Consider the following 12,627-nt stretch of genomic DNA (forward strand, 5'->3'; position numbering starts at 1 on the left):
ATGGAGAGCGCCGCGCACCCCGTCGATGTGGTGTTTCATCAGGCCTCTGGCCGCTTGTCCGTGTCGTGGAGCGATGGCTTGTCCGGGATGTTTGCATCCCCTGCACTACGGGCGGCGTGCAAATGCGCCGGCTGCGAGTCTGCACGCCGCGCCGGCCGCGCGCCAGTGATCTCCCCCCTGCTTCGGCTCCAGGCGATCCACCCCATGGGGGAATTCGGCCTGCAACTTGTCTTTGAGGACGGGCATGACCGGGGTGTCTATCCCTGGCAGTATCTGCGTGCCCTTTCGATGGATTCGAGAGACGCAACTTAACTTCATCATGAGCAATATCTACGAAGCTGAAGTCTTGACGGTTCACCATTGGACCGACCGGCTGTTCTCCTTCACGACGACACGCGACCCGGGTTTCCGCTATCAGAGCGGCCAGTTCGCGATGATCGGGCTGACCGTCGACGAGCGCCCCTTGATGCGTGCCTATAGTATGGTGAGCCCCCACTACGAAGAACGTCTGGAGTTCCTCAGCATCAAGGTTCCAGATGGTCCCCTGACTTCCCGGCTCCAGCACGTCAAGACTGGCGACAAAGTGCTGATCGGCCGCAAGGCGTCGGGCACGCTCCTCACGCAGAACCTGATCCCAGGCAAGCATCTGTATCTGCTGTCGACGGGCACCGGCCTGGCCCCGTTTATGAGCGTCATTCGCGATCCGGACGTTTATGACCTCTACGAGCAGGTCATCCTCGTCCACGGATGCCGCGAGGTTGGCGAACTCGCATACAAGACTGTGATCGAGGAGGAGCTGCCTCGAAACGAATGGTTTGGCGAGGTTGCCGCGGCCAAGCTTCGCTACTACCCGACGGTCACAAGGGAGCCTTTTAGAAATCAGGGACGAATTCCGTCACTTCTGAGCACGAACCAGATCTCCGACGAGCTGGGGCTTCCCCCCTTGAATGTCGAGAACGATCGCTTCATGTTGTGCGGCAGCCCCGCGATGCTTCGCGACACGCGCGCGCTGCTCGACGCCCTCGGCATGCAGGAGGGCAACATGAGCCATCCGGGCGAGTACGTCATTGAACGGGCTTTCGTCGCTAAGTGAACCAGTGCACGGAGCTTTGTCAACTTACCAATATCGAGACAAGGCAGCGGGGAACGTTCCCACTGCTCAGGAAGCGGTAGACGGATTTTTGGCCACTTCAGTGAATTCATGCCAGCCAGCGAATCTCGCAGCGAGATGCTTGCGGTAGAGCGAAGCGCGCAGCAGATGTCGCTTGAGCGCGAAATGCTGCCGGATCGACCCGAAGTTCGACAGGAAGGCCTGCGTACGCTTCGGGTCTCGGAATCCACGCATGCGCCGCTCGCGTTCGCGGGTCGGCTGATGGCTGTTCTCGGCCCGATTGTTCACGCGGGCGGCGGCCTTCACGAACACGTGCTTGACGCTGGCCAGCTCCGCGATGTCGGCCTTTGCGGCCGGATAGCTGCGCAGCTGGTCGGTGACGATCTGGCGCGGCGCTGGGCAGGAACGCAGTATGCGCAGGAAGAAGCGTTTGGCCGCAGCCTTGTCGCGCCGCTTCTGCAGCAGGATGTCGAGTTCGGCCCCATGTTCGTCGACCGCCCGCCATAGCAGATAGGGCTCCCCGCGCAACGTCACGAACATCTCATCCAGATGCCACGTGCTGCCTGGTTTGCGGCGCGCAGCCTTGACGCGATGCGCGAAGCCGGCGCCAAACTTGTCGCACCAGCGGCGGATCGTCTCGTAGCTGACGACCACGCCGCGCTCGAACAGCAGTTCCTCGATGTCGCGCAGGCTCAGATTAAACCGGAAATACCAACGCACCGCGCAGCTGATGACCGCTGCAGGAAACCGGTGGCCGTGATAGAGCGATTTCTTCTTCATCGCCCATCTTACGCGACCAGCCTGCCAACGTGAAAAAGCCCTCTGCGCTATCGCTTCTTCCCGCTGCGCCGATGCCGCGGTGAACAGTTCGAGGAGGCCGCCGCCCTTTAGGGTTACTTTGACAGCTAGTGTTTGCGGGCTCCTCTTCAGAGGCGACACAGTTTCTCTTGTTCCGGACAGCGTGCTTCGAACCTGGCCTGGGCATCGGATGCCTGCTGGAAGGCGGCTACAAAGGCCTTCTTGAGCGGTCGTCAGCCAACTATGGCTAAAGCAACTTCTTAGCGCCCTTGGCACTAGATTTTGCCAACGCCTCGCAGTCAGGGGCTAAAGTATATGGCTCTCCTTTCGCTACCTTTTGGAGAACAACCCCCTTCTTATGCGCAGGCAAGCCATCCACAACCAGATAGACAGGCGACTCCTGCGATTTATTCGCTCCTGTGATCAGGTCTTTCGGCCATGGCCAGGAGTTCGGACACAACGGGCCGGGCAGGCAGCCATCACCGCCATCATTTCCGCCAGGGCGGCTTCCAGGCACATCGCGATGGCCACCTCTTCTTCGCACGCCAGCAGCTTGATGGCGCCGATTTCCCGCAGGTAAAGATGCGCGGGGCCCGTGGTACGAGCCAAGCGGCCGTCGCTTTGTGTCAGAGCTGCCGCGGCTTCCTGAACCACGTCCTCGTCCGCGGTGGGATGGATTGCGGATGCGTGATGTCACGTAGCCATGTCGAATGCAGGACTGCCCGCCTGCGCCCGGCGCTTACGCCTCCGCCGTGATCTTCCGTTCCTTGATCAGCTTGGCCCACTTGGCCTGCTCGGCCCGCATAAACTCGGCGAACCGCTCCGGCGAGCCGCCGCCATCCTCCGCGCCGAACTCCTCCAGCTTTGCAGCCACATCCGGCATGGCGAGGACCTTGTTCACATCGGCATTGATGCGCGCGACCATCGCCGCGGGCAGGCCGGCCGGCCCGACAACGCCAAACCAGATGCTGGCGTCGAACCCGGGAAAGCCAGATTCCGCCACGGTGGGCACATCGGGATAGCTCTTGACGCGCTTGTTTCCGGTCTGCGCAATCGCCATCAGCTTGCCATCCTTGATAAAGGTGGTCGCGGTCGTCATGCCTTCGAAGGCGAATTGCACATGCCCGCCAAGCAGGTCAGTAGCCAGCGGCGCCGAGCCCTTGTAGGGCACATGCAACACGGAGATGCCGGATCGCTGCTCGAACAGCGCCAAGGCCAGGTGCTGGGCGGAGCCCGAGCCGGCGGAGCCGAACGTGATCTGCTTGGGCGACTTCCTGGCGAGTTCGATCAGCGCCTGCACGGTCTTGACGGGCTGCGCGCGGCTGGCGATCAGCACCTGCGGCGTCTTGCCGACCAGCGCAATCGCCGTGAAATCCTTCTCGGCCGAGTAGTTGAGCCTGGCATGCAGACCGGGCGCGATGCCGAGCGCGTTGATATGGCCCAGCATCAGCGTATTGCCGTCCGGCGCCGCCTTGGCCACTTCGGCCGCGGCGATCAGTCCGGCGGCGCCCGCCTTGTTGTCCACCACGACCGGCACGCCCCACAGCGCACCGAGCTTGTTGGCGACGATGCGGGCAATCACGTCTGTGCCGCCGCCGGGAGGAAACCCGACGACCACGCGAATCGGGCCTTTTGGCAGCGCGGGATCGGCCGCCAGCGCCGGCAAGGCGCTGGCGGTGGTGAGAGTGGCAAGGGCACGGGTGAAAGCGCGGCGGTCCATGATGGTTGTCTCCAAGGTCTACTTTATTGTTTGATGCGGTGCTGCCGACGGCCGGGACGACTTCAGGCGGTGGTTGTCCACTTGCCGTACTTCGCCACCTGCTGCTCGTCGAAGCCGAAGCCCAGCCCCGGCGTCTGGTGCAGGACGACGCGGCCGTCCTTGTGGCCAAGCTGCCGGTCGATCAGGCGGCGGAAATTCAGCACTTGGTCGTCCCAGAAGAATTCCACATAGCGCGCGTTCGGCGTAGCCGCCACCAGCGGCGCGTGCACATCATGGAACCAGTGCGGGCACACCTGCACGCCGTAGCCGGCGGCAATGGCCGCGATGCGTTTCCACTCGGTGATGCCGCCGCACACCGCCGCATCCGTCTGCAGGATGGCGGCGCCGCCCATGTCGAGCAACTGCTTGTGGTACCAGCGGCCGTAGCCGATCTCCGCGGTGGCCACGGGGATGGAGGTCAGCTTTGCCAGACGGGCGTGGCTTTCGATGTCGTCCGGGCCAAACGGCTCTTCGATAAAGTACGGCCGGTACTGCTCGATGCGGCTGAGATACTGCATCGCCTGCACCGTGTCGACCCATCCGTTATTGCAGTCCAGCATCAGCTCCACGTCCGGCCCGATGGCTTCGCGCGCGGCCTTCACGCGGGACTCCTCGCCCTTGGGGTCCCAGCGCCCGGTCTTCATCTTGACCGCCTTGAAGCCGAGCTCGACATAGCTGGCCATTTCCTCGCCGACCATCGCGGCGGTCTTGCCCTCCATGTAATAGCCGCCGCTGGCGTACGCGGCCACCGTGTCCAACTCGACGGCGCCCAGGTATTTGTGCAAGGGCAGTCCGACGGCCCGGGCGTTCATGTCCCACAGCGCGATGTCCAGCGCGCTGATAGCGCGCATGACGGTGCCCATGCGGCCCTGCAGCAAGGCCTCCTGGTACATCTGTTGCCACAGGCCTTCCACGCCGAGCGATTCCTTGCCGATCAGCACGGGTGCGAGCAATTGCTCCACCGCGACGCGGAACAGCTCGCCGCCGGCGCTGCCGACATAGCAGAAGCCGATGCCTTCGACGCCCTCGGCGGACCGCACCCGCACCAGCCCGTAGTGCCGCTCGGTGACGGTGCGGTTAGAGAAGGAGGTGACGTGCTCCAGCGGCACGCGGGCGACACAGACTTCAATGGACTGGATGATCGGCATGACGGTCTCTCTCGGTGTTTTTGGGTGACTGGGTAAGTGCCCCTAGTGTTGCTCACCGAAACCAACCGAAAAAGCGCTGCCAGGATGTTTCTGAACACGTAACATACGTGGTTATGGATACCACCTTCCTGCATACCTTCGTGGTCGTCGTGGACGCGGGCTCCATCGCGGAAGCCGCGCGGCGCCTGGACCTGGCGCCCACCACCGTCGCGCAACAGATCAAGGCGCTGGAAGCCGACATCGGCAGCAAATTGTTGGCGCGCTCGGGCCGGACCGTCCGCGCGACCCTTGCCGGCAGCCGCATCCTGGAGCGTGCCCGGCTGGTGGTGCGGGAGGTCGGCAACCTGCGCTCCGAGGCATCGGACACGGCACTGCCGGCCGGCCCGTTGCGCCTTGGCTCCGCGCCGACCGCGCTGATGGGCCTGCTGCCGAGCGCTCTGCGGGAATGGAAGCAGCGCTACCAGGGCATTGAGATCTTTATCGAGCCGGGTACGTCAGCGACGCTGATTTCCAAAGTCATCGCCGGCGAACTGGATGCCGCAGTGCTGGTGCAGCCCTCCTTCGCCATGCCCAAGACCTGCGAGTGGGTGCCGCTGCGCAACGAGCCGTTGATCCTGCTGACGCCCGCGGGCATGAAGGTCACGGACCCGTTGCAGACGATTGCCCGCGAGCCGTTTATCCGCTATGACCGCAGCGTGGTGGCGGGAAAACTCGCCGACGACTACCTGCGCCGCCACTATGTCCGGCCGCAGGTGCAGTTCGAGCTGGACGGGATCGAGCCCATTGCCAAGCTGGTGGCGGAGGGCCTTGGGGTTTCCGTATTGCCGGACTGGGCGGCAAGCGGCCAGCAAGATGCCCGGGTGCGGCGCTGGGCGCTGCCCGCGCCGTGCCCGCAGCGGACGGTGGGCATGGTGTGGCTGCACTCGTCGGTGCGCTCGCCGCTGGCGGCGGTGCTGGCGGGGCTGCTGGATCTCAACCGCCCGGCGCCGGAAACGGGCCCGAGCACGGCGACGGTAGCGGAGCGTTGGCGGGGCGTTGGCGCGGGGAGCGCCTGAACGCTGCCCGCCGCCACGCTTCAGGGTTGCGCGGGCCTTTCCCGTTTGCGAGGCCTGGGATTTCCACAAATCCCAGGGGCGTTGCGCCTGCCCTCGTGGGACTCGGCGCACATTGCGCATTCCGCTTCAGTCAGGTAAGTCACTTCACCCAACTGCTTCTTCGGAAGGTCGCGCCGCGCACGCTGATCGTTGATGAGGTCCGTTTCGGGGTCATCGTATTTTTTGTGCGGAATCTGGCGCTAGCAAGCCGGAATGCCGCTTGCAGCAAGGCGTCACGGGTTATCCAGCCTCGCGCGTCCGCTGATTTTTCAAGTGATGAACCACGCCGCTACCCCCTCTCGTTCCGCTAGCCACACCGGATACTGAACTGAGCTTCAGGTGTCCGCGGACAGGAAGCTCACCGCCGCCGCGTTCCACCAGCTCGCCGCCGTGCCGCCCGCGGCTGAGTGGTTTGCGGATCTCGACAACCCACGCACGCGGCGCGCCTACCAGACCGACCTGCAGGACTTCATGACCTTCGCCGGCATCGCGCGACCCGAGGAATTCCGCCTCGTCACACGCGCGCACGTGCTGGCCTGGCGCGCCACGCTCGAGGCCCGCGCCCTGGCAGGCGCCATCATCCGCCGTAAGCTGGCCGCGCTAAGCAGCTTGTTCGACTACCTGTGCGAGAAGCATGCGGTCGACTTCAACCCGGTCAAGGGCGCGCGGCGCCCACAGTCGTGGCGCGGGTGTACGCGTGGGCGCGCGAGGGTGCTGCGCCAGCGACCCCTCACGCCGCTGCAGTCGGGCAACAACAACATCCGTGCCACCTACCGTAAGGGCCTAGGGACCTCGGGCAACCTTCCGGCCGGCCGACTCACTACGCTGCTGGCGGTGGAGGCTTGGACGTTTTCGAGGATCCAATAGCACGGGTCTGGTCGTCCGCACTTTCAGTACCAATCGAACGTCTCAATCGGGAAGATGACTTTCGAACTACAGTTTCTGCAGAACTGGGGGGAAGGACCAGCACGAGCGGAATATAGCGGCTTGACGCCTCACCCTTGGAAGGCGAAAAACAAGGGGAACCTCATTCCTCCACCGAGGAACGAACGCCTCACACCTGAAGCTCTATGTCCAGCTTGACTAGGTCGCCTCTGTAAATCACTTCAGCAAAATAAAGCACCTTGCCGCCCGGTGCCTCGAACGTCCGCTCGACATAAGCTGCGGGAGCACCCAATGGGACACCAAGGTGGGTAGAAGTCTCGGCGTCAACTGCTCTAACAGTGAGAGTCTGATGAGCTCTTGCAATGAATGATCCGTACTTTGCTACAAGCACAGGGATGGCGGCACTGTTTCGGAACTCTTGTGCGGCTTGGTTGAAAATCCCCGCGTCGATGTGAACTGCAATAACGCAGTACGGAACGCCTCCCTCGGAGTGAACGCGTCGAATCCGCACGAAGGGCCGATCGTTGCCAGTACCGATGTGGGGCGGCAGGGAAACAATCCGTTCATCAAGCGTGAGAATCTCCGGCGGTGTCCGAACGTACATGTCGGCGAGCGCGCGGAGCGTTGTTTGGACCTCGATAGTCTTGATGGGTGTGCGTCCCCGCGTCACATAGGTTCCGCGTCCTTGCATTGATTCCAGCAACCCCTCCTGCACGAGAACTTGCACTGCCTGGCGCGCCGTCAGTCTTGCCACACCGAATTCTTCGGCAAGCTCGTTCAGAGACGGTAGGCACGTACCCTCTGGCCATATACCGCGAGCTATTCGCTGACGCAGCGCTTCAGCTAGCACGCCGTACTTGGGAGCCATTCCTCGTCGCAGATTGCTCGGAGTGTCTCGAAAAGATGGAGGGGTAATCGACATAGATTTTGCTTTGCTGTTGCCAAGTATAGATTGTGGGGGATTGCTTCGCGTCGCTGGCCAGTTAGTGCGACCACTTCTGGCGCCAGTCGTCGAGCCAGCTAGGTTCGAGGCGCTGGTGTTGTACGCAACCGTAAGCCCCCTTTGCGGCCAAGTTCTCGTCAAGTCACCAATCGTCCCTCCTACTGTCGCGAGCCACTCATCTCCAGTGGCACAACACTCACGATGAGTCGCAGAGCCTCGCCTGTGGATGTGCAACAGGTCAGTACGTCACCAAAGCTCCTGTACCGGCTCTTCAGGGTATCGGATGTGGTCGGGAGCACGCAACGTCGCGTGTCGATGCGAGCTTGTACGGGTAATCCCGAATTACGGCTCCCTCCAAGCTTGCTACTATAGTTCTATAGTTATATACCTTTAAACACTGTGGTGACACCTATGGCCCGTGACCGGATCGTGATTTCGGAATGGATGAACCGCGACGCGGTCGACAAGCTGCGCGTGAACTATGACGTGCTCTACGCCCCCGACCTGGTTGAGCAGATAAATGAGCTCTATGCAGCACTTTCTGATGCCGGTGGGCTCATCGTACGGAATCGAACTCAGGTCACTGCTGAGCTCCTCCATGCCGCTCCGCGCCTCCGTGTCGTCGGACGACTCGGCGTAGGGCTAGAGAACATCGATTTGGCCGCGTGCCGGATCCGGACGGTCGCTGTATGTCCAGCCGTGGGTGCGAATGGGCGCTCCGTGGCGGAATATGTTCTTTGCAGCGCGATGATGCTCTTGCGAGGCATTTATCAACATAGCGGGGAAGTCGTTTCGGGAGCTTGGCCGAGAGCTGCGCTCGCGCAAGGTCGCGAGGCGATGGATAAGACCATAGGCATTATTGGTTTCGGCTCAATTGGAAGAATGACTGCGGAGCTGGCAGAGGCGGCTGGCTTCCGGGTGCTCTATTGGGGAGAGGCGAATCCAGCAGCCGCTGCTAGTCATGAGACTGGACGCTGTCGGCCGGCTGCCAGCCTGAACGCTCTCCTCGCGCAATCGGATGTTGTCAGTCTTCATGTACCGATTGCCCCCGAGACGCGAAACCTCATCAGCGCTACGCAGTTAAGCATCATGAAGGATGGAGCCATCCTGATTAACGCTGCTCGCGGTGGCGTTGTCGACGAGGTAGCTGTTGCAGCGGCCTTACGCGCCGGCACGTTGGGCGGGGCAGCCATCGATGTGTTTGAAGACGAACCGCTGAAAGCAAACAGCCATTGGCAAGGCTGTCCGAATCTGATCCTCACGCCTCATGTGGCTGGATTATCCAGAGAGTCCAATGAACGGGTATCGCATTCTGTTGCTGATGCGGTGCATGCCAACCTATCCAACTAAAAATTCTTTGTAGGAGACAATCATATGACAGTCCGTCGCAGGTGGTTAGCCGCTCTCACTGTTTCTATCTTCGTTAGCCCCTTACTGTCTTTTGCTCAGTCCTGGCCGGAAAAGCCTGTAACGGTTGTCGTTCCGTATGTGGCCGGTGGAGGTGTTGACCCTGTAGCACGTCTTGTCTCGGCCAAGCTAACCGCACGCTGGAAGCAGCCGGTGGTCGTAGACAACCGCTCCGGCGCGAGTGGCACGATCGGTGCCAGTTTGGTTGCTCGTGCCGCTCCTGACGGCTACACCATTCTTATGTCCGCTACCGCTGAAGTCGCTATCAATCAACACTTCATGTCGAAGATGCTGTATCAGCCGGAGCGCGACCTCAAGCCCGTCACCTTGCTTGTAAAGCTGCCGTTCGCGCTGGTGACTTCGCCCTCAAAGCCGTTTACCGATATGGCGAGTCTCATTAGCTACGCCCGCAAGAATCCCGGCAAGGTCACCTATGCATCCTCCGGGTCCGGAACTCCCCAACATCTGGCTGGCGTATTGCTTGAGAAACTGGCAGGAATTCAGCTTCTACATGTGCCATTCAAGGGCGTCGCACAGGCAATGACAGACGTTTTGAGCGGGCAAGTCGATATCGGATTCGTTGGCTTGCCGACCGGCATTCAACAAATTCAAGCAGGTAAGCTTCGTGCCTTGGGCGTGTCGTCTACGCGACCGTCCCCAGCAGCGCCTCAGATCCCCGCTATTTCGAAGAGCCCGGGCCTCGAGAAATTCGAACTGATCCAGTGGTTCGGCGTATTCGTGCCCACAAAGACTCCTGAGCCTCTTGTCGCGAAGATACAACATGATATTGCGGATGTCCTGGCGATGCCTGAGGTCCGTGAGAATCTCGCGAAATTGGGCGCGGAACCGAGTGGTATGCCGGTTTCTGAATTTACGGCATTCGTGAAAACCGAAAGCGACAAGTTCAGCAAGATCGTAAAGGCTGCCAAGATTGAGCAATAGACCTCCATGCTACCTATGGCGGCACCCTTTGGCTCGAGGGTTGTGTTTCAAGTTCTCGTGGCGGCTTCGCGAGCGTACCGCTACCACAATCTCACACCCTTAACGCGAGTATTTTCGAATGAACACTGTCGACCACGATACAGACTTGGCGTTCACGCTTGAGAAAATTGAGGCGTTCGTTTTTCGCGCACCAGCCGACCCGCCTGTTCAAACATCATTCGGCATTATGAAGAGTCGGCCCGCCGTACTGCTCAGGGTAACCGATATGCAGGGCGCGCAAGGCTGGGGCGAAGTTTGGTGCAACTTCCCGAGTGTTGGGGCAGAACACCGCGCCCGAATGGCTACGGCATACTTGCCTCAACTGGTGTCCGGGCGGAGATGGGAGAACCCCCAAGAGTGCTTCCAGGAGCTCACTAAGCGATTAGCCGTGCTGGCACTCCAATCCGGGGAGCCGGGACCGCTGCATCAGATTGTTGCCGGTCTGGATGTGGCGATATGGGACCTGCTTGCACGCCGAGTTGGCTTGCCATTATGGAGGCTTCTCGGGGAGGCCCAAGGCGACGAGCTGAAAGCTATACGTGTTTATGCCTCAGGTCTAAATCCGACTGCCCCAGAGAAGCTTGCCGAACAAAAGCTGAACGAAGGCTACAAGGCCTTCAAGTTGAAGGTGGGCTTCGGAGCTGATCGAGACGAGAGGAATCTCTCAGCAGTGAGAGAGGTGATTGGTGACGCACCGTTCATGGTTGACGCAAACCAGGCGTGGACCACCAAGGAAGCTATTGCCGCGGGCCGACGCATGGCCCGATTTGACCTGGAATGGTTGGAGGAACCCATCAGAGCGGACGCAACGTCAGTCGACTGGGCCCAGTTGGCGCGAGAGCAGCCGCTCCCCTTGGCTGGTGGTGAAAATGTGGCCGGTGCAAATCAATTTGCTCTGTTTGTCGCTGACCCAGCCATTGCAGTGGTACAGCCCGATATTGGGAAGTGGGGTGGCTTCAGCGGCTGCCTTGGAGTTGGCCGCACCGCACTGCGCAATGGAAAGCTATTCTGCCCACATTGGCTCGGTGCAGGGATAGGCTTGACGGCATCGCTTCACCTCAAGGTTGCAGTAGGCGGCGACGGCTATGTGGAAGTTGACGCCAATCCCAACCCACTCAGGGAAGTTCTCGCGCAGCCCGCGTTTCATCTGATGGACGGGTGTGTTCAACTCAACGACTCGCCTGGGCTGGGTGTAGCGCCAGATCTCAACGCCTGCCGGGAATTCGGTGTCCAACTGGACTAATTTAGAAGCGCTCGAGACTAGGCCGAGGGCGATGCCAATGGGAAGGACATCCGGCGCACGCATCGCTAGACCAATCGCTAAGAAACCGCTGTCCTGCAGAGGCCGGCGCTGCAAGCTCCCACGTTACCGAAGGCCAGGTCGCCGACATCTCGTGTGCCAGCGAACTGGTCGAGCATTGCGTACCGGAGCGGTTATCGCCGCTAAGGGTTACGACGCCGACGCACTGGTGAAAACGATCAGTCGCAGTGGACGGCCGGCGCCGTCCACTGCCAGATGCAGCTTGGTAGTCAGTCCGCCACGCGAACGCTGTGGATCGGCCGTACAGGGTCCCCGTGGCGCGACTTGCCGGCGGAGTTTGGTCGATGGCAATCGGTGTACATGCGTTTCTCCCGATGGCGACGCAAAGGCGTCTGGCAGACGCGTAGCACAGGCCGTGGCGGGCGAGACGGAAATCGAACATATCCTGATCGACTCAACCATCGTACGAGCGCACCAGCACTCGGCTGGTGACGCACGGCTTCGAGAAACCAGCGATTGTCGGCAGCCGTACGACCGCGGTCGCCTTCCTTGCCAGGCAAGATGGGTTCGACTTTGCGCCGATTCGGGCGACCGGGGCGAAGGTTGTCATCCCCCGCGCTCGAATCGCAAGACCAAGCGCCGCTACAGTCGTGTGCTTTACCGCACGCGCAACCTGGTCGAACGCTTTTTCAATCGCATCAAACATTTTCGTCGCGTTGCCACTCGATACGACAAGCTTGCCGATAGCTATCTAGCCTTCGCATCGCTTGCCTGTGCGTTTGGACCATTTGTGAAAATGTGAACAGACCCCAGCGACGTCCAAACCTTTTCAAACCGTCTTTACGAGATACAGAAATGCATCGCCCTCGCTGGCAACAGGAAGGTAGTGAACCGGACTACCGCTTTTCACTGGCAAACGAGCGTACTTTCCTTGCGTGGATCCGTACGGCCCTTGCTCTATCGGCCGGAGGCCTTCTGCTACAGCAATTGGCGTCTCGCGTCCCTTCACCAGGCTCAACCTTTTGGCTTGCGCTCGCACTAGGCGTAGCTGCCCCTCTCCTCTGTATAGGAGCGTACATGAGATGGAAGGCAATTGAGATCGCCATGCGCAATGGTAGATCCCTGCCGCATGGATACGGCATTCCTGTGCTAGTGTCCTGAGTCAGAAATTCATTGCATTATTGATATCGCCTTGTACTCTGCATTGAAGGCACACACAGGGCGAGGCAGCGATGAGAGG

Annotated in this window: 13 protein-coding genes and 2 pseudogenes; 9 read left to right on the top strand and 6 right to left on the bottom strand. The window is 60.9% G+C overall.

Annotated elements, in window-relative coordinates; translation table 11 throughout:
• Positions 1 to 312 carry a DUF971 domain-containing protein gene (locus tag ACW4E8_RS30615; protein WP_456807957.1) on the top strand — a complete coding sequence of 104 codons (312 nt, stop codon included), beginning with the start codon at positions 1 to 3 and terminating at the stop codon, positions 310 to 312.
• Positions 313 to 319: 7 nt separating this feature from the next.
• Entirely contained in the window at positions 320 to 1,093 is a 774-nt protein-coding gene (locus ACW4E8_RS30620) for a ferredoxin--NADP reductase (RefSeq protein ID WP_456807942.1), read from the top strand.
• Between the two features lie 66 nt (positions 1,094 to 1,159).
• On the opposite strand, the gene ACW4E8_RS30625 is transcribed toward ACW4E8_RS30620, so the two are convergent.
• The 4 genes from ACW4E8_RS30625 to ACW4E8_RS30640 all read right to left on the bottom strand — a co-directional run bounded on the left by ACW4E8_RS30625 (position 1,160) and on the right by ACW4E8_RS30640 (position 4,816).
• Positions 1,160 to 1,891, bottom strand: coding sequence for an IS6 family transposase (locus ACW4E8_RS30625; RefSeq protein ID WP_456807958.1), 732 nt, complete (start codon positions 1,889 to 1,891; stop codon positions 1,160 to 1,162).
• Between the two features lie 441 nt (positions 1,892 to 2,332).
• Entirely contained in the window at positions 2,333 to 2,563 is a 231-nt protein-coding gene (locus ACW4E8_RS30630) for a sigma-70 factor domain-containing protein (protein ID WP_456807943.1), read from the bottom strand.
• Positions 2,564 to 2,648: 85 nt separating this feature from the next.
• Complete coding sequence (locus ACW4E8_RS30635) at positions 2,649 to 3,629, bottom strand: Bug family tripartite tricarboxylate transporter substrate binding protein (protein ID WP_456807944.1); 981 nt, start codon at positions 3,627 to 3,629, stop codon at positions 2,649 to 2,651.
• Between the two features lie 62 nt (positions 3,630 to 3,691).
• Positions 3,692 to 4,816: a mandelate racemase/muconate lactonizing enzyme family protein gene (locus tag ACW4E8_RS30640; protein WP_456807945.1), complete on the bottom strand. Its 1,125-nt coding sequence runs from the start codon at positions 4,814 to 4,816 to the stop codon at positions 3,692 to 3,694.
• Positions 4,817 to 4,929: 113 nt separating this feature from the next.
• Here ACW4E8_RS30640 and ACW4E8_RS30645 point away from each other — a divergent pair, with 113 nt between their 5' ends.
• Positions 4,930 to 5,871, top strand: coding sequence for a LysR family transcriptional regulator (locus tag ACW4E8_RS30645; protein ID WP_456807946.1), 942 nt, complete (start codon positions 4,930 to 4,932; stop codon positions 5,869 to 5,871).
• A 378-nt stretch (positions 5,872 to 6,249) separates the two neighbouring features.
• Positions 6,250 to 6,777: a site-specific integrase gene (locus tag ACW4E8_RS30650; RefSeq protein ID WP_456807947.1), complete on the top strand. Its 528-nt coding sequence runs from the start codon at positions 6,250 to 6,252 to the stop codon at positions 6,775 to 6,777.
• A 187-nt stretch (positions 6,778 to 6,964) separates the two neighbouring features.
• On the opposite strand, the gene ACW4E8_RS30655 is transcribed toward ACW4E8_RS30650, so the two are convergent.
• Positions 6,965 to 7,717 carry a GntR family transcriptional regulator gene (locus ACW4E8_RS30655; protein ID WP_456807948.1) on the bottom strand — a complete coding sequence of 251 codons (753 nt, stop codon included), beginning with the start codon at positions 7,715 to 7,717 and terminating at the stop codon, positions 6,965 to 6,967.
• 432 nt (positions 7,718 to 8,149) lie between these two features.
• On the opposite strand from ACW4E8_RS30655, the gene ACW4E8_RS30660 reads away from it, so the two are divergent.
• From ACW4E8_RS30660 to ACW4E8_RS30670, 3 genes are all read left to right on the top strand, one after another.
• Positions 8,150 to 9,088, top strand: coding sequence for an NAD(P)-dependent oxidoreductase (locus ACW4E8_RS30660; RefSeq protein WP_456807949.1), 939 nt, complete (start codon positions 8,150 to 8,152; stop codon positions 9,086 to 9,088).
• A 24-nt stretch (positions 9,089 to 9,112) separates the two neighbouring features.
• Positions 9,113 to 10,087 carry a Bug family tripartite tricarboxylate transporter substrate binding protein gene (locus tag ACW4E8_RS30665; RefSeq protein ID WP_456807950.1) on the top strand — a complete coding sequence of 325 codons (975 nt, stop codon included), beginning with the start codon at positions 9,113 to 9,115 and terminating at the stop codon, positions 10,085 to 10,087.
• A gap of 118 nt (positions 10,088 to 10,205) precedes the next feature.
• Positions 10,206 to 11,369 (top strand): mandelate racemase/muconate lactonizing enzyme family protein, encoded by a 1,164-nt coding sequence (locus ACW4E8_RS30670; RefSeq protein ID WP_456807951.1) that lies wholly within the window; start codon positions 10,206 to 10,208, stop codon positions 11,367 to 11,369.
• A 234-nt stretch (positions 11,370 to 11,603) separates the two neighbouring features.
• Here ACW4E8_RS30670 and ACW4E8_RS30675 read toward each other — a convergent pair.
• Positions 11,604 to 11,708 (bottom strand): annotated as a pseudogene (locus ACW4E8_RS30675) (IS5-like element IS711 family transposase); the annotation flags it as partial.
• On the opposite strand from ACW4E8_RS30675, the pseudogene ACW4E8_RS30680 reads away from it, so the two are divergent.
• A pseudogene (locus tag ACW4E8_RS30680) lies at positions 11,676 to 12,189 on the top strand (transposase); the annotation flags it as partial. The pseudogenes ACW4E8_RS30675 and ACW4E8_RS30680 sit on opposite strands and share 33 nt — an antisense overlap.
• A 53-nt stretch (positions 12,190 to 12,242) precedes the next feature.
• Positions 12,243 to 12,548: a YidH family protein gene (locus ACW4E8_RS30685; RefSeq protein ID WP_456807952.1), complete on the top strand. Its 306-nt coding sequence runs from the start codon at positions 12,243 to 12,245 to the stop codon at positions 12,546 to 12,548.
• Positions 12,549 to 12,627 lie beyond the last annotated feature (79 nt).

The organism is Cupriavidus sp. CP313, from assembly GCF_054072015.1.

Excerpts from the sequence above, each read along its gene's own strand:
- ACW4E8_RS30640 (WP_456807945.1), bottom strand. The coding sequence starts at position 4,816 with ATGCCGATCATCCAGTCCATTGAAGTCTGTGTCGCCCGCGTGCCGCTG.
- ACW4E8_RS30670 (WP_456807951.1), top strand. The coding sequence starts at position 10,206 with ATGAACACTGTCGACCACGATACAGACTTGGCGTTCACGCTTGAGAAA.
- ACW4E8_RS30625 (WP_456807958.1), bottom strand. The coding sequence starts at position 1,891 with ATGAAGAAGAAATCGCTCTATCACGGCCACCGGTTTCCTGCAGCGGTC.
- ACW4E8_RS30660 (WP_456807949.1), top strand. The coding sequence starts at position 8,150 with ATGGCCCGTGACCGGATCGTGATTTCGGAATGGATGAACCGCGACGCG.
- ACW4E8_RS30645 (WP_456807946.1), top strand. The coding sequence starts at position 4,930 with ATGGATACCACCTTCCTGCATACCTTCGTGGTCGTCGTGGACGCGGGC.
- ACW4E8_RS30615 (WP_456807957.1), top strand. The coding sequence starts at position 1 with ATGGAGAGCGCCGCGCACCCCGTCGATGTGGTGTTTCATCAGGCCTCT.
- ACW4E8_RS30665 (WP_456807950.1), top strand. The coding sequence starts at position 9,113 with ATGACAGTCCGTCGCAGGTGGTTAGCCGCTCTCACTGTTTCTATCTTC.
- ACW4E8_RS30620 (WP_456807942.1), top strand. The coding sequence starts at position 320 with ATGAGCAATATCTACGAAGCTGAAGTCTTGACGGTTCACCATTGGACC.
- ACW4E8_RS30655 (WP_456807948.1), bottom strand. The coding sequence starts at position 7,717 with ATGTCGATTACCCCTCCATCTTTTCGAGACACTCCGAGCAATCTGCGA.
- ACW4E8_RS30685 (WP_456807952.1), top strand. The coding sequence starts at position 12,243 with ATGCATCGCCCTCGCTGGCAACAGGAAGGTAGTGAACCGGACTACCGC.
- ACW4E8_RS30635 (WP_456807944.1), bottom strand. The coding sequence starts at position 3,629 with ATGGACCGCCGCGCTTTCACCCGTGCCCTTGCCACTCTCACCACCGCC.